Raw genomic sequence first — 19,688 nt, 5'->3', positions numbered from 1 at the left:
CCTACCTCAGAATAACGTGCAAAGCTGGGTATCAGCCCATCGAGTCCAGGAGCGCATCCACCCGTTCGTCGACGCTCCGGAACGGGTCCTTGCACAGAATGGTCTGGTGGGCGCGGTCGTTGAGCTTCAAGTGGACCCAGTCCACGGTGTAGTCCCGGCCGAGCTCCTGGGCGCGGCGGACGAAGTCGCCGCGGAGTTTGGCCCGCGTGGTCTGCGGCGGGGCATCCACGGCGTCCTTGACCGCGGTGTCGTCCACTACCCGGCGGACCGCTCCCCGGGCCTGGAGCAGGTAGAAGAGGCCGCGGCTGCGGGAAATGTCATGGTACGTCAGGTCCAGCTGCGCAATCCGGGGCGCGTCGAGCCCGAGCCCGTGCCGTTCGCGGTAGTTGTCCATGAGCTTTTTCTTGATGGCCCAGTCGACCTCGGTGTCGATCGTGCTCGTGTCGCCGCTTTCGATGGCGTCCAGGGTGCGCTCCCAGAGGTCCAGGATCAGCGGCACGTGCGGATTGTGCGCACCTTGTTCGGCCACGAACGCCGTGACCTTGGTCAGGTACTCGCGCTGGATTTCCAGGGCCGTGAGCTGCCGGCCGTTGGCGAGCCGCACAAGTGCCCGGCCGGTGAGGTCGTGGGAGATCTCCCGGATGCTGCGGATCGGGTTCTCCATCCGCATGTCGCGCATGATCACCCCGGCCTCGATCATCCGCAGGATCAGGTCCACGGTGCCGATCTTGAGCAGGGCCGTGGTCTCGGACATGTTGGAGTCGCCCACGATCACGTGCAGGCGCCGGTAGAACTCGGCGTCCGCGTGCGGCTCGTCCCGGGTGTTGATGATGGGCCGGGAGCGGGTGGTGGCGGAGGAAACGCCTTCCCAGATGTGGTCGGCACGCTGGGAAAAGGCGAAGGTGGCCCCGTGCGGGGTCTTCAGGATCTTCCCGGCCCCGGCGATCAACTGCCGCGTCACGAGGAACGGGATCAGGATTTCGGCGAGCCGGGAGAATTCCCCGCGGCGCGGGATGAGGTAGTTTTCGTGGCTGCCGTAGGAGTTCCCGGCGGAGTCGGTGTTGTTCTTGAACAGGTACACGGTGCCGTTGAAGCCCTCGGCGGCCAGCCGTTCCTGGGCCTCGTCCACGAGGTCGCAGAGGATCAGTTCCCCGGCGCGGTCGTGGGCGATCAGCTGGGCGAGGTCGTCGCACTCGGCTGTGGCGTACTCCGGGTGGGATCCGACGTCCAGGTACAGGCGCGAGCCGTTGGTCAGGAAGACGTTGGAAGACCGTCCCCAGCTGACCACCTTGCGGAAGAGGTAGCGGGCCACTTCCTCGGGCGCGAGCGGCCGGGATTCCGGACTTGAATAGGAAATTCCGAATTCGGTTTCGATGCCGAAAATGCGCTTGTCCATTTCACTTCTCCTCAGCCAGCAGTGCCACGATGTCCGCGTCCTCGAGCCGCCGGAAAGCGCGGCGGGTGCCGCGGCTGCTTTCCGAGCCGCGGTCCAATACCGCAACTTCCAGCGCGGATGCCGGCAGTGTGGTTGTTTCTTTGTCCGCCACGAGTCCTGCGAGGGCCAGCCGGATGGCCCCGGCGAAGTCGAGTTCACCCTGCCAGCCCGCCGCGACCGCTTCGGACACCTTGTCCGCCTGGCCGCCCATCACAATGAAGCCGTGTTCATCGGCAATGGACCCGTCAAAGGTCAGCCGGTACAGATGGTCCGCCTCCTGGATCGGAGCGACTTCCGCCACGGCCAGTTCCACCTCGAAAGGCTTCTGCTCGGCCGTGAACACGGCGCCCAGGCTCTGTGCGTAGACGCTCGCGAGGCCGCGGGCCGTGACGTCCTCGCGGTCGTAGGAGTAGCCGCGGACATCGGCGTACCGCACCCCGGCCTGCCGGAGGCTCTCGAACTCGTTGTACTTTCCGACGGCGGCAAACGCGATCTTGTCGTAAATCTCGCCGATCTTGTGCAGCGACGGCGACGGGTTCTCTGCCACGAGGGCAATTCCGTCCCTGCAGCTGATGACCACCACCGAGCGGCCGCGGGCGATGCCCTTCCGTGCGAAGTCCGCACGGTCCTTCATCAGCTGTTCGGGCGATACATAGAACTGCTGGGTCATGTCAGGCCTCCCGCTGAGCGACGGCGCGGGATTCGATGATGCGGCCGGCGACGGCGGCGAGGTCGCGGTCCGGGACCCGCACGGCACCTGTCCGGTTCACCACGTACACCACCGGCCATAGTTGCCGGACAGGGTCCGGGCCGCCCGTGGCGGAGTCGTCGTCGGCAGCGTCATACAGGGCCTCGACGGCGACCGCCACGGCGTCCTGCTCCGAGAGGCCGGGCCGCCACAGTTTCTTGAGCGCACCGCGGGCGAACATCGAGCCGGATCCGACGGCATGGTGCTCCTGCTCCTCATAGCGGCCGCCCGTGACGTCGTACGAGAACAGCCTGCCGAACCCGGCGGGACGGTCGAATCCCGCGAACAGGGGCACAACGGCGAGGCCCTGCATCGCCATGGGCAGGTTGCCGCGCACCATCGCTCCGAGCCGGTTGGCCTTGCCATCCAGGCTCAGGAGCGTGCCCTCGATCTTTTCGTAGTGCTCCAGCTCAACCTGGAACAGCCGGGTGATGTCGAGGGCGATTCCGGCAGTTCCCGCGATGCCCAGCACCGAGTACTGGTCGGCGGGAAAGACCTTTTCGATGTGCCGGCTGGCGATCACGTTGCCCATCGTGGCGCGGCGGTCCCCGGCCATCAGCACTCCCCCGGCGTACGTCATCGCCACGATGGTGGTCCCGTGCGGGGCCTGGAGCGGTGACGCGGAGTGCGCTGCATAGCCCGTGGCGGGCAACTGGTTAACAAGCACCTGGCCGAAAGGCATCAAGTCGGGCCGTTCGCGCTGCAGATGCTCGGTGAATGAGGACGTCGCGTTGGCTGCTACTCGGTTGGCTGTTGTTTCCTGCACTAACGCTCTCCCTCAACGTGGTGGATCAACGACTCTTCCGGCCCTTAGCCCCTCCTGCCGCCCTCATCCGGCGGCCGGCGGCGCTCCTACTGGCCGCCCTTTTGGACGAAGGCCCGGACGAATTCCTCGGCATTGGACTCCAGCACGCCGTCGATCTCGTCGAGGAGATCGTCCACGCCCTGGGTGGCTGCCGACGCCTGGGCGTCCGCGGGGGCCGGCGGCGCGGCGGGGACGTCCTCGTCAACCTCGGTGTCCCGCGACTGCGGCTGCTGCTGCTCCTGGCCTGCCATTGTTTTCTCCTTCATGTCCGTCCCTTTTCTCCTAAGGGACATCCTGTAGCAATAGTGCCACGCCGGGGGCGCCCGCGGGGGGCTTTATTCCTAGGAACCGGGGCTGAGTCCCAGCAGTTCTGCCAGGAACGGGCCGGCCTCCCGGTGCCGGGCAAACAGGGGTCCGGTGAGGGCTTCGGTTCCGCGCAGCGGTTCGCGGGTGGGGACCCGCTGGAGCCTGCCGCGGCCGGGGAGATCGAAGATCACCGAGTCCCAGCTCGCGCCCGCCAGGTCCGCTCCGAAGCGGCTGACGCAGCGTCCGCGGAAGTACGCACGCGTGTCCGACGGCGGTTCGGTCACCGCGCGGCCGATCGCGGCGTCGTCAACGAGGCGCTGCATCCGGTCGCGTGCCAGGAGCCGGTAGTACAGGCCCTTTTCGGGGCGGATGTCGGCCCATTGCAGGTCCACGAGGCCCAGCCGCGCGTTGTCCCAGTCGAGGCCGTCCCGCTGGCGGTAGCCCTCCAGCAGGGACAGTTTGGCGAGCCATTCCACCGAGGACGCGGCCGCCGCCCGGTCGCCGCCGAGTTCGCTCAACGTGGCGGACCACCGTTCCAGCACCTCGTGCGTGTGCCCGTCGCCGTCCACGGCGTCCGCGACCCCGGTGTCCTGGGCGTGCTTCGACGCGGCCTCGAAATAGATCCACTGCAGGTCCAGGGCCGTGATCCTGCGGCCGTCTGCCAGGCGCAGCATGGCGGTGAGCGACGTGTCGTGGCTGACGGCCTGCAGGGCGGCGACGGGCTCGTGGATTTCGATCCGCGGCGCCAGGCCGGCCTCGATCAGGCTCAGGACCATCGCGGTGGTGCCGAACTTGAGGAAGTTGGACCCCTGGCTGAGGTTGGCGTCGCCGATGATGACGTGGAGCCGGCGGTATTTGTCCGCGGTCGCGTGGGGCTCGTCCCGGGTGTTGATGATGGGGCGCCGGATGGTGGTTTCCAGGCCCACTTCGGTTTCAAAGAAGTCGGCGCGCTGGCTGATCTGGTAGCCCGGCCGGGCACTGTCCTGGCCGAGGCCCACGCGCCCGGCACCGCAAATGATCTGCCGGGTGACAAAGAACGGTGTGAGGCCGCGGACGATGTCGCCGAACGGCACCGAGCGGGGCATGAGGTAGTTCTCGTGCGAGCCGTAGGAGACCGACTTGTTGTCCGTGTTGTTCTTGTACAGGTTGACCGGCGGCAGCTCGGGATCGGCGGCGAGGCGCCGGACCGCGGCCAGCGCCACGAGGTCACCGGCGGCGTCCCACGTGACGGCGGCGCGCGGATTGGTCACTTCGGGGCTGGAATACTCCGGGTGGGCGTGGTCGACGTACAGCCGGGCGCCGTTGCCCAGCACCATGTTCATGAGCAGCGTGCCGGACTCGTCCTCGCCGTCGGCCTCCAGCTCCTGCCGGCCGTAGGCGAGGGCTATCGCCTCGGCGTCCAGGACCGGCGGCTGGTCGGTGAGCTGGTCCGGGTCTGCGCTGCTGCGCTCCAGCGTCCAGCCGCGGGCGTCGTGCAGCGGTTCCTCGTCGGTGTAGTCCCAGCGGGTTTCGGCGCCGCCGGCAGCGCGCTGCCGGGTTACCTGGGCGTACGCCTGGATGACCCGGGCGGACATCATCGTGGCGTTGGCGCCCGGGGCAGACGGCGCATGGATGCCGTATTCGGTCTCCGAGCCCATCACCCGCATGGCCCCGCCCACGGGCAGGCCGCCGGCGGTGTCGGCCGGCCGGCCGGGGACAGCAGCCGTCACAGGTACTGCCCTGTGCTGGGCATCGTCTCGATGGACTTTCCAGGCTCCTGGCCGGCCTTGCCCTGGACGATGGTGCGGATGTACGTGATGCGCTCGCCCTTCTTGCCGGAGATCCGTGCCCAGTCATCCGGGTTGGTGGTGTTGGGCATGTCCTCGTGTTCACGGAACTCGTCCACGACCGCCCGGAGCAGGTGGTCGATCCGCAGGCCCTTCTGCCCGATGGTCAGCAGGTCCTTGATGGCGTACTTCTTGGCCCGGTCCACGACGTTCTGCACCACGGCGCCGGAGTTGAAGTCCTTGAAGTAGAGCATTTCGGTGTCGCCGTTGGCGTAGGTCACCTCGAGGTACTCGTTGGACTTCTCGGTGGAGTACATCGCCTCGACGGTCCGCTGGACCATGGCGTCCACGGTCGCCTGGACATCGCCGTTGTGCTCGGCGAGGTCCGACTCGTGGAAGGGCAAGTCCGTGGTGATGTACTTGTTGAAAATGTCGGCCGCGGCCTCGGCGTCGGGACGCTGGATCTTCACCTTGACGTCCAGGCGGCCCGGGCGCAGGATCGCGGGGTCGATCATGTCTTCCCGGTTGGACGCACCGATCACGATCACGTTGTCCAGCCGTTCGACGCCGTCGATCTCGCTGAGGAGCTGCGGGACGATGGTGGTTTCGACGTCGGAGGAAATACCGGTGCCGCGGGTGCGGAACAGCGAATCCATTTCGTCGAAGAAGACCACCACGGGGCTGCCCTCCGAGGCCTTCTCCCGGGCGCGGGCGAAGATCAGGCGGATATGCCGCTCCGTCTCGCCGACGTACTTGTCGAGCAACTCCGGGCCCTTGATGTTCAGGAAGTAGCTCTTCATGTCAGTCTTGCCGGCCCGTTCGGCCGCGCGCGCGGCCAGCGAATTCGCCACGGCCTTGGCGATCAGGGTCTTGCCGCAGCCCGGCGGGCCGTACAGCAGGATGCCCTTGGGGGCCTTCAGTCCGTGCTCTCGGTACAGGTCAGGGTGGAGGAACGGCAGTTCGACGGCGTCGCGGATCTGTTCGATCTGCGGGCCCAGGCCGCCGATGTCCTGGTAGGTGATGTCCGGTACTTCCTCGAGCACCAGGTTCTCCACTTCGGAGCGCGGGATTTTTTCCAGCGCGTAGCCCGTGCGTGAATCGATCGAGAGCGCGTCGCCCACCCGGAGCTTCTGCGCGAGCAGGGCGCCGGAGAGCCGGATGACGCGCTCCTCGTCGGCGCGGCCCACCACCAGGGCGCGGTCGGTTCCCAGCAGCTCCTTGAGCGTGACCAGGTCCCCGGCCCGCTCGTAGCCGAGCCCGGCCACGACCATCAGGGCCTCGTTGAGCAGGACTTCCTGCCCCACCGCCAGTTGGTTGATGTTGACGAGCGGGCTGATCCCGACGCGCATCTTGCGGCCGGCGTTGAAGATGTCCACCGATTCCTCGGTGGCCGCCTGCCCGCTGTTCCCGGCGGTCGGCTGCCGCTTCGGGTTCAGCTGAAGGATCGTGCCGAAGCTGTACGGCGGCTGTCCCTCCTGGTCGAGGGCGTTCTTGAGCCGCAGGATCTCGGCCTTGGCCGTTTCCAGCATGCTGACCAGCTTGGAGTTGTTCTGGGTCGCGGCGGCGAGCTGGCGGTCAATGTGCCGGAGCTTGTCCCGGAGGATATTGACCTGCCGCTCGGCGACGGACAGTTCGTTGGCGGCGTACCGCTCGCTGTCGCCGGTTGCGGCCCGGCCCGCGTCCCCGCGTGCGGCAGCATCCGCCGCGTCCTCGGCCGGTGTGAAGCCCGGGTCAGTGTTCGGAGTCTCCATCGTGCATCAGCCCCTTCCTGCTCTTCTGTTAAGACCATAGCCCTAAGAAGGCGGGTGCCGCTGGAGACATCCGAAATATGCTGCCTAGTTCGTTATCTCCGGGGCGTCGACGACGTTTGTTCCGGCGATTGCGTCGCGGGCTGCGCGGCGCAGCTTCTTGTCCGAGACGGCACGTTCGCCGACAGCGCCAGGAGTCCAGGCATTGACGTCTTCTTCGTTGAAATCGGTCTTGGAGGGGCGGCGCTTCACGGAGATTCCCGTGACGCCGTCGGCGAGCCGGCGGGTAACCAGAAGGAAACCGGTGTGGGCGACCATGCGGTGATCCGGGCGCACGGCCAGTCCTTCGAGGTGCCAGCCGCGGACCATGGATTCCCACGCGTCAGGTTCGGTGAAACGGCCGTCGGCGCGGATCGCTTCGGCTGTCCGCGAAAGCTGCGTCACAGTCGCGACATAATTGATCCACACTCCGCCGGGGGCCAGAACCGTGGCGACTGCGTCGAGGCATTCCCAGGGGGCGAGCATGTCCAGGACCACCCGGTCCACGGAGCCGGGCTCTTCGGTGCGGACCACTTCCTCCTGGAAGTCGCCGAGGGAGATTTTCCAGGCCGGGTGCGGGCCGCCGAAGATGGTCTCGACGTTGCCGCGGGCGATGTCCGCGAACTCCTGGCGGCGTTCAAAGGAGTGCAGGTAGCCGTTGTCCCCTACCGCGCGAAGCAGGGAGATGGACAGGGCGCCAGAGCCGACGCCGGCTTCAACAACGCGTGCGCCGGGGAAGATGTCCGCCATGGTGACGATCTGGCCGGCGTCCTTGGGGTAGACCACGGCCGCGCCGCGCGGCATCGAGAGCACGAAGTCCGAGAGCAGCGGGCGCAGGGTCTGGTACTGCTGTCCGACGTTGTTGACGACGACGGAGCCGTCGGGCTTGCCGATGATCTCGTCATGGTTCAGGAAGCCGCGGTGGGTGTGGAAGGCTCCGCCGACTTCGAGCGTGATGGTGTTCATGCGGCCGCGCTCGTCCGTGAGTTGGACCCGCTCGCCTTCGCGGAACGGTCCGCGTCGGCGCGCGGCGCCGGTCGCGCCATTCGCGGCGACAGAAGCAGCGTCAACTGCGGCAGTGGTGCCTTCAGGGCTGGTGGTGCCGGCGGGGCTGGTGGTGCCTTCAGGGCCGGTGGTGCCGGTGGCGGCGGTCCCTGCGGTGTTGGCGGCGGTGTCGCTGCTCATGAAGATGTTCCTCGCTCCTGTAAAACTGTGTGGCCGCGGACATGCCGGCGGGCACCGGTCCTTGCGCGTGGGGGCCGGAAATTCACGACCGCCCAGTAACTCTACCGGTTCTGCCCCTGGTTCTGGCGTTCGGTCCGGTACTTGCCCGTAATGGCGCTGAGGACGGCGGACTGGTGGAGCAGCCCGGTAACGGTGCCCTCGCCGTTCACCACCGCGTACTCCTGGCCTTCGAGCTGGGACAGGTACTGCACGAGCTCTTGGCCCTTAGACCATTCGGGCACATACGCGCCGGCAACAAGGGCATAGGAAACCGCGGTGAGCGGAGTCACGTCCGCCAGTGCGGCGGGAACGGTGGCCGCCGCACCGGCGTCGACGATGCCCACGGGCCGGCCGTCCCGGTCACACAGGACGACGGCGGGCTTGCCCGCTGTGGTGCCGGCCAGGAAGTCGGCAACCGTGGCGGTTTCCGGAAGCCCGACGGCGGGCTCGGCGAGGGCGGCGGCGTCCACGAGGTACAGCCGGCTCCGCATGCGGGCTTGCTGAATCGCCGCCGATGCCCCCATCCAGAGGAAACTGCCCACCAGGGCGGTGATCAGGGTGAAGGAAATGTCCGGCCGGGCGCCGCTGAGCAGGGGAAGGATGATGAACCACACCGCCAGGGCGATCACGATGATCCGGCCCGCCCAGCCGGCCGCGATCGTTCCCTTGTCCTGGCTGCCGGTGGCTTTCCAGACGGCCGATTCGACGAGCCGGCCGCCGTCCAGCGGAAGCCCGGGAAGCACGTTGAAGATACCGATCAGCAGGTTGGCCCAGACGAAGATGTTGGCCAGGATGTCGGCCACGCCGCCCAGTTCCCCGTACGAGAGCAGGAGCCAGCCGGCGCCGGCCAGAACGAAGTTCGCCGCCGGGCCCGCCATGGCCACCAGAACGGAGCGGCCCGGTGAAGCAGTGAAACTTTGGAACTGGGTGTGCCCGCCCCAGAGGTTGAGGACAATCTTCTCCGTGGGCCAGTGGAACAGCTTCGCGGTCAGCGCGTGGGCGAGTTCGTGCGCCAGCACGGAGACCAGGAGAAGCAGCGCGTAGGCGAAGGCGACGAAGAAGGCGGTGATGCCGAGGCGGGGGTTGTTGGTCTGCAGGACCGGTCCGTAGGCGATCACGGTGAAGGCCGCGATGATGAACCAGGAGTAGGCGAGAAAGACCGGGATGCCGGCAATGCGCCCCAGCGGGATTCCCTCCCGGCGGGTGCCCGGGTCCTTGCCGGGCTGTCCCTGGCCGCCGGTGTCAGCCACGGGCAGGACCCGCTCCCGAGTGCACGGCCGCCTCCAACGTTGAGTCCGCGGCAGGGTCCGCCGCACGCCCGAACGTGGCGTCCGGGAACTCGTGCCGCAGCGCCACGAGCTCCTCCAGGTCCGCAACGGTGCGGCCTTCGAGGGTGTCCCAGGTGGCGCGGCGGGGATCATGCGGCAGGGGAAGGATGTGCGGGATGGCGACAGTGACGACGCCGGAGGCCAGGGCGGCCGCGACGCCCGGCACGGAATCTTCCAGGGCCACGCAGTGGTGCAGGCCGAGCTCGGGATCCTGCTGCTGCAGAAGTCCCACGGCTGTCAGATACGCCTCCGGGTGCGGCTTCCCCTGCGTGACGGTGTCCCCCGTGACGAGGAACTCGAAGTAGGGTTCGGGCAGGCTCGCCACGATCTCGCGGGCCAGCGGGGCCTCGGACATGGTCACGAGGGCGCAGCGGACGCCGGCGTTGTACAGTTCGTCCAGCAGTTCCCGGGCCCCGGGCCGCCAGGGAACAGAATTCCGGACCTGGCTGACCACATGCCCGGTGAGGGTGTCGATGATGTCGCGCCGTTCCATCGCCACGCCGGCCTCCTGCAGGATGCCGGCGGAAAACGTCAGGGACTGTCCCACGAGCTGCATGGCCTGATCATGGGACCATCGTCCGCCGTGGGCCTCCACGAGCGCGCGTTCGGCTGCGATCCAGTAGGGCTCGGTATCGACGATGGTGCCATCCATGTCCCAGAGCGCTGCTTTAAGGAGGGGCCGGGAGGCTGAAGATCGCATGCCTTCCAGTCTACGGGGAAGCCCGGTGCCGGGCGCCGGCGCTACGCCTACGGCGAATTTTCACCGCCCGACCGCGGGTTTCCGGGGCGCATGTGCGGATTCGCGGCGCTCCATTGCCTGCACTGGGCGGGGACTTGGACGTAGGGTGATGGCATGAACAGCTTCGAGGCAGACCCCACCGAACCAGGCGCCGTCTCCGAGCCGGAGCGGCTGCTGCAGCCCGTCCCCGAGGGCCGGCGCATCACCGTCATGCTGGCGGCCTTTGAGGGATGGAACGACGCCGGGGAGGCCGCCAGCGATGCCCTGCGCTACCTGAACAAACTCTGGGGCGGCAAGAAGGTCGGGTCGATCGATGCCGACGAGTACTACGACTTCCAGTTCACCCGGCCCACGATCCGCCGGACTGCCTCCGGCGAGCGGAAGATCAAGTGGCCCTCCACGCGGATCTTCAAGGCCAGCGTCCCGGATTCGAACGTGGACGTGATCTTCGTCCAGGGCACCGAGCCGTCCTACAAGTGGCGCGCCTACACCGCCGAACTGCTGGTGCACGCCGAAGCCCTCCACGTCGAGTACGTCATCCTGGTCGGCGCCCTGCTGGCCGACGTCCCGCACAGCCGGCCGATTCCGGTCAGCACGTCCACCGACGACAACGCTCTGCGGGAGCGGATGGACTTCGAGGCCTCGCAGTATGAGGGGCCGGTGGGAATCGTGGGTGTCCTGGGCGAAGTGGCGTTGCTGGCCGGGCTCCCCACGGTCTCGCTCTGGGCTGCCGTGCCGCACTATGTGGCCCAGGCCCCGTCGCCGAAGGCGCAGCTGGCAATCCTGCACCGGATCGAGGAGCTCCTGCAGGTGCCGCTGGACACCCACGAACTGGTGGAGGAGGCTGACGCGTGGGAGCGCGGCGTAGACGAGCTCGCCACCGAGGACCCCGAAATTGCGGCGTATGTGCGCCAGCTCGAGGAGGCCAAGGACACCGCCGACCTCCCGGAGGCCAGCGGCGAATCAATCGCCCGCGAATTCGAGCGCTACCTCAAGCGCCGGGGCAAGGACAAGCCCTAGCAAGGGCAAGCCCGGCCAGAACAAGCCCTGGCAAGGACAAGCCCGGCAAGGACAGCGCGGGTTGCCGGTTGTTAGAGTTCGACGCCGAGCAGGGCGTTCACGGCGTCGCTGACCAGCGCCGCATCCGTGGCCGAGGCCGCCTCGGGAGTTTCCAGGGCAGCCTTGGCCCAGGCGTCGACGGCAGCCAGGGCGCCGGGCGCGTTGAGATCATTGGCGAGCTCGGTCCGAAGCCGGCCGATGAGGGATGCGGCGGTTCCCTGGGGCGCCACGGCGAGGGCCTCGCGCCAGGTGCGGAGCCGGTTCTTGGCTTCGGTGAAACCTTCTGCGGTCCAGGACCAGTCCGTGCGGTAGTGGTGGGCCAGGATCGCCAGCCTGATCGCGGCCGGCTCTTCGCCCTCGGCGCGGAGCCTGGACACCAGGACCAGATTGCCCTTGGACTTGCTCATCTTTTCGCCGTCGAGGCCCACCATGCCGGCATGCGCGAAATGGCGGGCCAGCGGCACACCGGCCAGGGAGTACGCGTGGCCGGCACCCATTTCGTGGTGCGGGAAGACCAGGTCCGAGCCGCCGCCTTGGACGGTGAACGGCTTGGGCAGGTACTGCTGGGCGATCACGGTGCATTCGATGTGCCAGCCGGGCCGGCCCTCCCCCAGCTCTCCGCCGGCCCAGCTGGGCTCGCCGTCACGTGCAACGCGCCAGAGCAGCGGATCGAGGGCCTGGCGCTTGCCGGCCCGGCCAGGGTCACCGCCGCGTTCGGCGAAGAGTTCCAGCATTTCGGCGTCGGAAAGTCCGGAAACAGAGCCCAGGGTCCAGGCGTCGACGGCGTCAACTGAATGTTTTCCGGCGGCCTCTACGTCGTAGTAGACGTCGCCGTCGGGCTCTCCGCCGGTGCCGGGAACGCGGTACGCGAGGCCGTTGCGCAGGAGGCGTTCGATGGCGGGAACGATCAGCGGGACGGCCTCGACGGCGCCGACGTAATGGTCCGGGGCGAGGACGTTCAGGGCTTCCATATCGGTCTGGAAGAGCTCGATCTGGCTCGCGGCGAGAGCGCGCCAGTCGACGCCGGTAGCCGTCGCGCGCTCAAGCAGGGGGTCGTCGACGTCGGTCACATTTTGGACGTAGGCGACATGCTGGCGGCCGTCCCGCCAGGCGCGGTTCAGCAGGTCGAAGGCGACATAGCTGGCCGCGTGGCCCATGTGGGTGGCGTCGTAGGGGGTGATGCCGCAGACGTACATGGACTGCTCACCCGTGGCCTCCAGGGTGACGATTCCGCCCTTGGCGGTGTCGAAGAGGCGCAGGGCAGGCATGCTGCCCGGGAGCTGGGGAACAGGGCGGGAGATCCAGGATTTCACAGCCCAAGCCTAGTGCTAGGCGCTGATGACATTGAAACCGAGCAGCAGGAACAGGGCCAGCCCCAGGAGGATCCGGTACCAGACGAACAGCCGGTAACCGCGGGTTGAGACGTACTTGAGGAACCAGCCGATGATGACATATCCCACGAAGAAGGCGATGACGGTGGCGAGAGCCGTTTCCGCCAGGCCGTACGGGCCGGTGATGCCTTCCTTGGAGACGACCTTGTACAGCTGGAACAAGCCGCTGCCGAACACCGCGGGAATGGCGAGCAGGAACGAGTACCGTGCCGCCGCCTCGCGGGTGTAGCCCATGAGGAGGCCGGCGCTGATGGTGCCGCCGGAGCGGGACACCCCGGGGAAGAGGGCCAGGGCCTGGGCAAGCCCGTAATAAAGGCCGTGTTTGTACGTCAATTGCGTGAGCTCGCGGTCCTGCCGGCCTATCGTGTCGGCCACCGCGAGGACCATGCCGAACACAATGAGCATGGTCGCGACGCCCCAGAGGCTGCGGAGGACCGACTCGATCTGGTCCTGGAACAGCAGTCCGAGGACGATGATCGGCAGGCTGCCCAGGATGACCAGCCAGCCCATCCGTGCGTCCGGGTCCCGCCGGGGCACCTTGCCGCTCAGCGAACCGGTCCAGGCGCGGATGATTCTCAGGATGTCACGCCAGAAATAGACGATCACGGCCGTCTCGGTGCCCAGCTGTGTAATGGCCGTGAAGGCGGCACCCGGGTCGGATGCGTCCGGAAGGAAGGTACCGACAATCCGCAGATGGGCACTTGAGGAGATCGGGAGGAACTCTGTCAGTCCTTGTACGAGGCCCAGCAGAGCCGCTTGTATCCAGTTCACGTTTATAGACCCTACGTTATGAAGCCTCGACGTTATGAAGCCACGCGAATCCCCGTAAGCTTGCTGACATGCAGCAGCGTTATGTCGGCAACAGTGGGTTGCGCGTGTCCGCCCTTTCCCTTGGCACCATGTCCTGGGCCCGGGAAACCGAGGAGCAGGATGCGGCAGCCCTGCTGCGGGCGTTCGTCGATGGCGGCGGGACGCTGATCGATACCGCGGCGTCCTACGCTGACGGCCAGGCCGAGGCGATGCTCGGCGGCATGCTGGGCGACGTCGTCGCCCGCTCCGAGGTGGTCATTTCCACCAAAGCCGGGCTGACGACGGCGGACGGCCGCCGCAGCGTCGACACGTCACGCAACGGGATGCTCTCCGGCCTTGACGCGAGCCTGGCCCGGCTGGGAACTGACTATGTGGACCTGTGGTTCGCGCACGCCTGGGATCACAACGTGCCGCTGGAGGAAACTCTCTCCGCCCTTGACTTCGCCGTGCGGTCCGGCCGGGCACGCTACGCGGGGGTCTCCAATTTCAACGGCTGGCAGACGGCCAAGGCCGCCGCCATTGCCGGTTTCCCGCTGGTGGCCAACCAGTCCGAATACTCGCTCCTGCAGCGCAGCGCGGAGATTGAGCTGATCCCGGCAATCGAGGACGCCGGACTCGGCCTGATCGCCTGGGGTCCGATGGGGCGGGGCGTCCTGACCGGAAAGTACCGGGGGCATATCCCCGCGGACTCCCGTGCCGCCCACCAGCGGCTTGCCACCTACGTGGAGCCTTATCTTGAGCCGACGGCGTCCAGTGTCGTGGAGGCCGTCGCGATGGCGGCGAAGGGCCTGGGCCGGACCGCACTTGACGTGTCGCTGAGCTGGCTCCTGTCCCAGCACGGCGTGGCTACCGCCGTCGTGGGCGCACGGACACCGGTGCAACTCAAAGAGATCCTGGATTCTGCTCTCGCGCCGCTCCCGCCGGAGATCGCCCAGGCGCTCGAGGATGTCTCCGACCCTGCCTGAGGTAGGCAGAATATTTCCGGAGATTACGTCCGGAGAGCGGCGCGCGCCCGCCTAGTTCTCTGAGTTCTGCAGGATCTCGAGGTCTTCGTCGTCGTCAATGTCCTCGTCGTCCTCCTCCTCGTCGTCTTCCTCGATGACCTGGAGGGGCGTCACTTCCCCATACGCTTCGTACAGGGCGTCGTCGTAGACTTCAAAGGCATCAGCAACGGCAAAGAACGCCGCTTCGACCGCGGGATCCCCGTCACTCCTGCGGGCGGAGGCAGCTGCCAGGTGTTCTTCCAGTGCAGAGGTAAGAGACGCAAGCGCGACACGCGGATCGATGCTCATGACTTCACGTTAGCCGGAAAAAGACGAAAATGGAGAGCAATGAAAGAACATTTTCTGAGCAGCTCGGTCCGGCGGGAACGGGACTATGTGAAGCAGTACGAATACCTCGTGCTGACGGTCGGCCCTGAGGATTCGCTGCCTGAGGCGCGCCGCCGGCTCGTGGAGCATTCCGAGTACGGTAAGTGGGAGCTGGAACGCAGCCGCCTCTATGTCGGCGGCGGCCGGCGCTTCTGGCTGCGCCGCAAGGTCATCCAGGTCCAGCGCACCGTTTAGTGCTCGCACTGCCTCTAGTCCAGCGCACCGCCTGGTCCACGCACCGTCCGACGCTCCCCTGAGTGCCGGGCGCGGCTCAGGCCGCCTCAGGGTGTGTCGAGCGGGCCCAGCCAGGCGTTTGCCACCGTGTTGTGCGCGGACTCGTCGTCCGACGGGTGGAACATGCCGGCGAGCACGTCCCGGTACAGCCGCTCCAGTTCTGAACCGCGGAAATAGCTGGAGCCTCCGGAGACCCGGATGGCGAGGTCCACCACGGTGCGGGCCGTCTCCGTTGCCCGAACCTTGAGGCCCACGAGCCGCGGGAACCACTGGCTGCCCAGGTCCGCCAGTTCGTCGACGTCGGCCGCCACCCGGGACAGCTGCGGGTACAGCGCGTCCATGGCGATCGCCGCTTCTGCCACCTTCCAGCGGATGTCGGGGTCCTGGGCCAAGCTGCGTCCGCCGTTCTTGAACGATGTCCGGCGCTTTACGGCCTCCACCCCGAGCGTGAAGGCCCGTTCGCCGATGCCCGTGTACACGGCGGCGAGCAGGGTCTCGAAGCAGGCAAAGATCGCGAAGATCAGGTGGTCGGCGTTCGGGCCCACCGGCAGCTTCCTGAAGATCCGTTCCGCCGGGACGACGGCGCCGTCCAGGACTGTCGTGTTGGACTGGCTTGCCCGCATGCCGAGGGTGTCCCAGTCGGGCAGGATCTCGTACCCGGCGGTGTCCCTGGTGATGAACCCGTGGACCAGTTCCCCGGCGCCGTCCCCGGCGGAGGCGTCCTTCCCGAAGATCCCCAGCCGGGTCCACGCCGGTGACAGGCTCGTGAAGATCTTGCGTCCGGTGAAGCTGTAGCCGCCGTCGGGCAGCGGGACGGCCTCGGTGCGCGAATCGAACAGCACGGAGTCGTTGCCGGCCTCGGAGTTGCCGAACGCGAAGACCTCCCCCTGCGCGGTTTCCTTGAGGACGAAGTCCAGCGAGGAGTCACCCCGGGCGGCAAGCACGTGCGCGACGCCGGTCCACACGAGGTGCATGTTCACCGCCAACGCGGTGGCAGGAGCCGCCGTCGCCAGCCGGCGCTGCAGCTGCGCCCCGGCTGCCAGCCCGAGTCCCAGGCCGCCGTCGGCGACTGGGACGAAGATCTTCAGGTAGCCGGCCGCCTTCAGCTCCGCGAGGTCTTCGTGGAAGAAGGCGTTGTCGCGGTCGTAGCCGGCGGCGCGGCCGCGGATCCGTTCCAGCAGGGGCCCGGTGAGGATGTCCTCGGGCATCATGGCCGGGGTCTCCGCTCAGTAGTTGGTGAGCAGGCTGTTCAGCACCCGCGCACCGAACTTCAGGGAATCGGCCGGCACGCGTTCGTCGACGCCGTGGAACATGCCCGTGAAGTCGAGCTCGTCCGGAAGCATCAGCGGGGCGAAGCCGTAGCCGGTGATGCCCAGCCGGCTCAGGGACTTGTTGTCCGTTCCGCCCGAGAGCGTGTACGGCAGCACCTTGGCGCCGGGGTCCTCGGAATGCAGGGCATCGATCATCGAATCGACGAGGTTGCCGGCGAACGGCACCTCCAGCGAAACGTCGTTGTGGACGTAGCTGATGTCCACGCCGGTGCCCGCGAGCTCCCGCACGATCTCCAGCACGTGCTGTTCCTGCCCGGGCAGGGTGCGGCAGTCGATGAGGGCTTCGGCCGATTCGGGAATGACGTTGTGCTTGTAGCCGCCCTTGAGCAGGGTGGGGTTGGTGGTGTTCTGCAGCGTGGCGCCGACAAAACGGGCCACCGTGCCGAGCTCCTTAAGGATCTTCTCCGGATCGTCCGGGTCGAATTCGACGCCTGTGAGTTCGGTCACGCCGTCGAGGAACTGCCGGGTGGTCGGCGTGAGCTCGATCGGCCAGTTGTACGCACCGATCCGGGAGACCGCGCCAGCGAGCCGCGTCACGGCGTTGTCGGTGTTGATCTGGGAGCCGTGGCCCGCACGGCCGTGGGCGACGAGGCGGAGCCAGGAGAGGCCCTTCTCGGCGGTCTGGAGCAGATACGTGCGCTGGCCGCCGATCGTGGCGGAAAAGCCGCCGACCTCGGAGATGGCCTCGGTGGCGCCGTCGAAGAGTTCGGGCCGCTTCTCGACGGCGTAGCGGGCGCCGTAGGTGCCGCCGGCTTCCTCGTCGGCGAAGAACGCGAAGATGAGGTCGCGCTTGGGCTTGCGGCCCGTGCGGGCGAAATTGCGGAGCACGGACAGGATCATCGCGTCCATGTCCTTCATGTCCACGGCGCCGCGCCCCCAGATCAGGCCGTCCTTGAGTTCGGCGCCAAAGGGGTCCACCGACCACTGCTCGCGCAGGGCCGGGACAACATCCAGGTGGCCGTGGACCACGAGGGCGCTGGCCGAGGGGTCCTTCCCCGCAAGCCTGGTGACCACGCTGGCGCGGCCGGGGGCGGCCTCGAAGATTTCGGCGTCCAGCCCGACTTCCGCCATGAGCCCGGCGGTGTATTCGGCGGCCGCCCGTTCACCGGGGCCGGAGCCGTCACCGTAGTTGGATGTGTCGATGCGGATCAGCTCCTGGCAGATCCTGACGACCTCGTCCTCGGGCCTGGGTTCGGTCCGGTTGTCAGTCATAGCGGCTCCTCTTTGCGGTGGCTCAATTGCTGGCTTCAGCCTACCCACACGCCCCCCGCAAGCCCCGATTATTTGTTTCCGGAAAAGTCGTGCTAGAGTCTTTCTCGCTGCTTCCGAGAAAAGCAAAACGCTGAGAGGCGAAAATGTTCTCGGAATTACCACCTGCGCGGGTGGCGGAATGGCAGACGCGCTAGCTTGAGGTGCTAGTCCTCGAAAGGGGGTGGGGGTTCAAGTCCCCCTCCGCGCACAAGGGAAAACCCCTGGAATCCAAGGATTCCAGGGGTTTTTTGTGTCTTCACGCACGTGGGCCCGGGCTTGGCCTCGGGAAGGGGTTATAGGACAAAATGTGTGTCCTATAACCCTCGGGAAGCCCCACCAACGTGAAAGCACCGCAAAGCAGCGGGGCTTTCACGTTGGTGGTTCGTGCCGGATCAGCGTACCGCTGCCAGGTGTTGGCCTGCGGTCCGGCGGGATCGAAACGCTGCCCCTCGGGCCTGGGCTCCATGACTGTGAAGACGAGCAGGATGATGCCGCCAACGAACGGGATCAGCCCGGGCAAAAGCATCCAGCCGCTGAAATTGGCGTCGTGGAGGCGCCGGAGGGTCACGGCCAGGGACGGGCCGATGACCGCCAGGAACCAGATGGCGGCCAGGATCAGGCCCGCCATCATGCGGGTGCGGGTGCGGGTCCGGAGACGCTGGTGCCGTGGGGCGCCGCAAAGGGGTGCCGGGAGCGGAACCGCTCCGGCGGGGTGGGCATACTGCTGCGGGGTGTACGACATGCGGATCTCGTTGAGTTTGGTGACTGGAGTGGAGCGTGGTCGCCAGGTAAGCAGCCGAGGCGCATTTGAGCGTCAGTGCGATGCCGGCCGGGCCGGCCCGTCCCGGCGGGCTCCGGCGTCACCGGCGCGGTTTAGGGCCGGGCGCGTTCGGCGTCGCGGAGCCGTGCCCGGTGCCGTGGGGCCTGTACTGGCCCGGCCTGTACTGGCTCGGGCACGTTACTCAAGAGGTTCGTCAGCCGGCAGCCCAGGCCCGGGCAGCGGATCGGGGCCGGACCACGTCTTGAGGACTGTCCAGGCCACGGCGCTGACCGGCACTGCCAGCAGCGCTCCGACGATTCCGGCGAGCAGGGTGCCAGCGGCCAGGACGAGCAGTATGGCCAGCCCGTGGATGCTGAGCACTTTGCCCATCAGGACCGGCTGCAGGAAGTGGTGTTCGAGCTGGTTTACGCCAATCACGACGGCGAGGACGATGAGCGCCTGGACGGGGCCGTTGGAGATCAGCGCGACGGCGATGGCGAGGGTGCCTGCGACGGTGGCGCCGACGATCGGGATGAATCCGCCCATGAAGATGAACACGCCCAGCGGGAGGGCCAGCGGTACGCCCATGATGGCCAGGGTGATCCCGACGACGAGACCGTCGATCGCGGCGACGATGGCGGTGCCGCGGACGTACCCGCCCAGGACGACGGTGCTGCGGTCCGCTGCCAGGCGCGCCTTGGCGCGGTGGTCGGCGGGAAGGAACCCGATGAGGAAGGTCCGGATCTCGGGGCCGTCCTTGAGGAAGAAGAACAGGGTCACAGCCATCAGGACCGCGCCGGTGAAGATCTCCCCTACGGTGCGCGCCCCGGTGAGGGCTTCTGCGCCGAAGGAGCTGGAGGTGAAGAACTCCCGCACGGAGTTGACGGCCGCCGTGATCTGCTGGTCGCTGACGGGGACAGGTCCGTTATTCAGGAAGGAATGCAGCTGGTCGATCCCGGTGGCGGCGCGGGCTGAGAGCTCGGCCCACTGGTTGCTGACCAGGACCACGATGCCCGTCACGATTCCGCCGACGACGGCGAGAATGGCCACGAAGGAGGCAACGACGGCGAGGGCACGCGGCCAGGAGCGGCCTGTGAGCCAGCGGACCAGCGGGGAGATCGCGGCGGCCAGGATGACGGCAATAAGGACCGGGATGATGACGAGCGAAACGCGCGTCGCGGCCCAGATGATCGCCCAGGCGAGGGCGGCTACCGTGAGGGCCTGGACGGAGCGAATGCTGGCGCGTCCGAGTCCGTCCGACCATAGGTCCGCGATTCGGGTGCGGGGTTCGGTCATCCGGGTTCTCTCTTTCGCAGCGCCGGGGTGGCTGCAGGCTTTTCGTCC

At 67.4% G+C, this 19,688-nt stretch carries 19 protein-coding genes and 1 tRNA gene; 4 read left to right on the top strand and 16 right to left on the bottom strand.

Going from position 1 to position 19,688, the window contains the following annotated elements:
* Positions 1–31: 31 nt before the first annotated feature.
* The 9 genes from pafA to LDO15_RS11390 all read right to left on the bottom strand — a co-directional run bounded on the left by pafA (position 32) and on the right by LDO15_RS11390 (position 10,099).
* The gene (gene pafA, locus LDO15_RS11430) at positions 32–1,396 is read right to left on the bottom strand and encodes a Pup--protein ligase (RefSeq protein WP_223978925.1); all 1,365 of its coding nucleotides are present in this window, start codon (positions 1,394–1,396) and stop codon (positions 32–34) included.
* 1 nt (position 1,397) lies between these two features.
* Positions 1,398–2,105 carry a proteasome subunit alpha gene (prcA, locus tag LDO15_RS11425; RefSeq protein ID WP_223978924.1) on the bottom strand — a complete coding sequence of 236 codons (708 nt, stop codon included), beginning with the start codon at positions 2,103–2,105 and terminating at the stop codon, positions 1,398–1,400.
* A 1-nt stretch (position 2,106) separates the two neighbouring features.
* The gene (gene prcB, locus LDO15_RS11420; protein WP_223978923.1) at positions 2,107–2,949 is read right to left on the bottom strand and encodes a proteasome subunit beta; all 843 of its coding nucleotides are present in this window, start codon (positions 2,947–2,949) and stop codon (positions 2,107–2,109) included.
* A gap of 86 nt (positions 2,950–3,035) precedes the next feature.
* On the bottom strand, positions 3,036–3,239 hold the full coding sequence (locus tag LDO15_RS11415) for a ubiquitin-like protein Pup (RefSeq protein ID WP_026266331.1): 204 nt from the start codon (positions 3,237–3,239) through the stop codon (positions 3,036–3,038).
* Positions 3,240–3,329: 90 nt separating this feature from the next.
* Positions 3,330–4,940 carry a depupylase/deamidase Dop gene (gene dop, locus LDO15_RS11410; protein WP_223987293.1) on the bottom strand — a complete coding sequence of 537 codons (1,611 nt, stop codon included), beginning with the start codon at positions 4,938–4,940 and terminating at the stop codon, positions 3,330–3,332.
* Between the two features lie 59 nt (positions 4,941–4,999).
* Entirely contained in the window at positions 5,000–6,811 is a 1,812-nt protein-coding gene (arc, locus tag LDO15_RS11405) for a proteasome ATPase (protein WP_223978922.1), read from the bottom strand.
* Between the two features lie 84 nt (positions 6,812–6,895).
* Positions 6,896–8,032, bottom strand: a complete 1,137-nt coding sequence (locus LDO15_RS11400) for a tRNA (adenine-N1)-methyltransferase (protein ID WP_223978921.1) — start codon at positions 8,030–8,032, stop codon at positions 6,896–6,898.
* A 101-nt stretch (positions 8,033–8,133) separates the two neighbouring features.
* Positions 8,134–9,321 (bottom strand): site-2 protease family protein, encoded by a 1,188-nt coding sequence (locus tag LDO15_RS11395; RefSeq protein ID WP_223978919.1) that lies wholly within the window; start codon positions 9,319–9,321, stop codon positions 8,134–8,136.
* Positions 9,314–10,099, bottom strand: coding sequence for an HAD family phosphatase (locus LDO15_RS11390; protein WP_223978918.1), 786 nt, complete (start codon positions 10,097–10,099; stop codon positions 9,314–9,316). The genes LDO15_RS11395 and LDO15_RS11390 overlap by 8 nt, the downstream gene beginning before the upstream one ends.
* Positions 10,100–10,252: 153 nt before the next feature.
* On the opposite strand from LDO15_RS11390, the gene LDO15_RS11385 reads away from it, so the two are divergent.
* A complete protein-coding gene (locus LDO15_RS11385; RefSeq protein ID WP_223978917.1) occupies positions 10,253–11,158 on the top strand; it encodes a PAC2 family protein in 906 nt (301 codons plus the stop codon).
* Positions 11,159–11,229: 71 nt separating this feature from the next.
* Here the strand turns inward: LDO15_RS11385 and mshC are convergent, their stop codons facing one another.
* Both mshC and LDO15_RS11375 read right to left on the bottom strand, forming a co-directional pair.
* Entirely contained in the window at positions 11,230–12,510 is a 1,281-nt protein-coding gene (mshC, locus tag LDO15_RS11380; protein ID WP_223978916.1) for a cysteine--1-D-myo-inosityl 2-amino-2-deoxy-alpha-D-glucopyranoside ligase, read from the bottom strand.
* A gap of 15 nt (positions 12,511–12,525) precedes the next feature.
* Positions 12,526–13,359: an undecaprenyl-diphosphate phosphatase gene (locus tag LDO15_RS11375; protein ID WP_223978915.1), complete on the bottom strand. Its 834-nt coding sequence runs from the start codon at positions 13,357–13,359 to the stop codon at positions 12,526–12,528.
* Between the two features lie 68 nt (positions 13,360–13,427).
* On the opposite strand from LDO15_RS11375, the gene LDO15_RS11370 reads away from it, so the two are divergent.
* Positions 13,428–14,363: an aldo/keto reductase gene (locus tag LDO15_RS11370; RefSeq protein ID WP_223978914.1), complete on the top strand. Its 936-nt coding sequence runs from the start codon at positions 13,428–13,430 to the stop codon at positions 14,361–14,363.
* A 51-nt stretch (positions 14,364–14,414) separates the two neighbouring features.
* On the opposite strand, the gene LDO15_RS11365 is transcribed toward LDO15_RS11370, so the two are convergent.
* Positions 14,415–14,690, bottom strand: coding sequence for a hypothetical protein (locus LDO15_RS11365; protein ID WP_223978912.1), 276 nt, complete (start codon positions 14,688–14,690; stop codon positions 14,415–14,417).
* Positions 14,691–14,729: 39 nt separating this feature from the next.
* Here LDO15_RS11365 and LDO15_RS11360 point away from each other — a divergent pair, with 39 nt between their 5' ends.
* Positions 14,730–14,963, top strand: coding sequence for a DUF5703 family protein (locus tag LDO15_RS11360; RefSeq protein WP_018772920.1), 234 nt, complete (start codon positions 14,730–14,732; stop codon positions 14,961–14,963).
* An 86-nt stretch (positions 14,964–15,049) separates the two neighbouring features.
* On the opposite strand, the gene LDO15_RS11355 is transcribed toward LDO15_RS11360, so the two are convergent.
* Positions 15,050–16,213, bottom strand: a complete 1,164-nt coding sequence (locus tag LDO15_RS11355; protein ID WP_223978910.1) for an acyl-CoA dehydrogenase family protein — start codon at positions 16,211–16,213, stop codon at positions 15,050–15,052.
* Between the two features lie 15 nt (positions 16,214–16,228).
* Entirely contained in the window at positions 16,229–17,545 is a 1,317-nt protein-coding gene (locus tag LDO15_RS11350; RefSeq protein WP_223978908.1) for a M20/M25/M40 family metallo-hydrolase, read from the bottom strand.
* A gap of 164 nt (positions 17,546–17,709) precedes the next feature.
* Between LDO15_RS11350 and LDO15_RS11345 the strand changes: the two genes are divergently transcribed.
* Positions 17,710–17,792 (top strand) — tRNA-Leu (locus LDO15_RS11345).
* 48 nt (positions 17,793–17,840) lie between these two features.
* Here LDO15_RS11345 and LDO15_RS11340 read toward each other — a convergent pair.
* Positions 17,841–18,326: a DUF805 domain-containing protein gene (locus tag LDO15_RS11340; protein WP_223978906.1), complete on the bottom strand. Its 486-nt coding sequence runs from the start codon at positions 18,324–18,326 to the stop codon at positions 17,841–17,843.
* Between the two features lie 216 nt (positions 18,327–18,542).
* A complete protein-coding gene (locus tag LDO15_RS11335; protein ID WP_223978904.1) occupies positions 18,543–19,640 on the bottom strand; it encodes an AI-2E family transporter in 1,098 nt (365 codons plus the stop codon).
* Positions 19,641–19,688 lie beyond the last annotated feature (48 nt).

The organism is Arthrobacter sp. NicSoilB8 (assembly GCF_019977355.1).
Lineage (GTDB): Bacteria > Actinomycetota > Actinomycetes > Actinomycetales > Micrococcaceae > Arthrobacter.
The sequence above is the reverse complement of the archived record's forward strand: the minus strand, read 5'-3'. Positions and strand labels throughout refer to the sequence as shown.

Coding starts and splice junctions, on each gene's coding strand:
- pafA (WP_223978925.1), bottom strand. CDS start 1,396: ATGGACAAGCGCATTTTCGGCATCGAAACCGAATTCGGAATTTCCTAT.
- prcA (WP_223978924.1), bottom strand. CDS start 2,105: ATGACCCAGCAGTTCTATGTATCGCCCGAACAGCTGATGAAGGACCGT.
- LDO15_RS11415 (WP_026266331.1), bottom strand. CDS start 3,239: ATGGCAGGCCAGGAGCAGCAGCAGCCGCAGTCGCGGGACACCGAGGTT.
- dop (WP_223987293.1), bottom strand. CDS start 4,940: ATGCGGGTGATGGGCTCGGAGACCGAATACGGCATCCATGCGCCGTCT.
- arc (WP_223978922.1), bottom strand. CDS start 6,811: ATGGAGACTCCGAACACTGACCCGGGCTTCACACCGGCCGAGGACGCG.
- LDO15_RS11400 (WP_223978921.1), bottom strand. CDS start 8,032: ATGAGCAGCGACACCGCCGCCAACACCGCAGGGACCGCCGCCACCGGC.
- LDO15_RS11390 (WP_223978918.1), bottom strand. CDS start 10,099: ATGCGATCTTCAGCCTCCCGGCCCCTCCTTAAAGCAGCGCTCTGGGAC.
- LDO15_RS11385 (WP_223978917.1), top strand. CDS start 10,253: ATGAACAGCTTCGAGGCAGACCCCACCGAACCAGGCGCCGTCTCCGAG.
- LDO15_RS11370 (WP_223978914.1), top strand. CDS start 13,428: ATGCAGCAGCGTTATGTCGGCAACAGTGGGTTGCGCGTGTCCGCCCTT.
- LDO15_RS11365 (WP_223978912.1), bottom strand. CDS start 14,690: ATGAGCATCGATCCGCGTGTCGCGCTTGCGTCTCTTACCTCTGCACTG.
- LDO15_RS11360 (WP_018772920.1), top strand. CDS start 14,730: ATGAAAGAACATTTTCTGAGCAGCTCGGTCCGGCGGGAACGGGACTAT.
- LDO15_RS11355 (WP_223978910.1), bottom strand. CDS start 16,213: ATGATGCCCGAGGACATCCTCACCGGGCCCCTGCTGGAACGGATCCGC.
- LDO15_RS11350 (WP_223978908.1), bottom strand. CDS start 17,545: ATGACTGACAACCGGACCGAACCCAGGCCCGAGGACGAGGTCGTCAGG.
- LDO15_RS11340 (WP_223978906.1), bottom strand. CDS start 18,326: ATGTCGTACACCCCGCAGCAGTATGCCCACCCCGCCGGAGCGGTTCCG.
- LDO15_RS11335 (WP_223978904.1), bottom strand. CDS start 19,640: ATGACCGAACCCCGCACCCGAATCGCGGACCTATGGTCGGACGGACTC.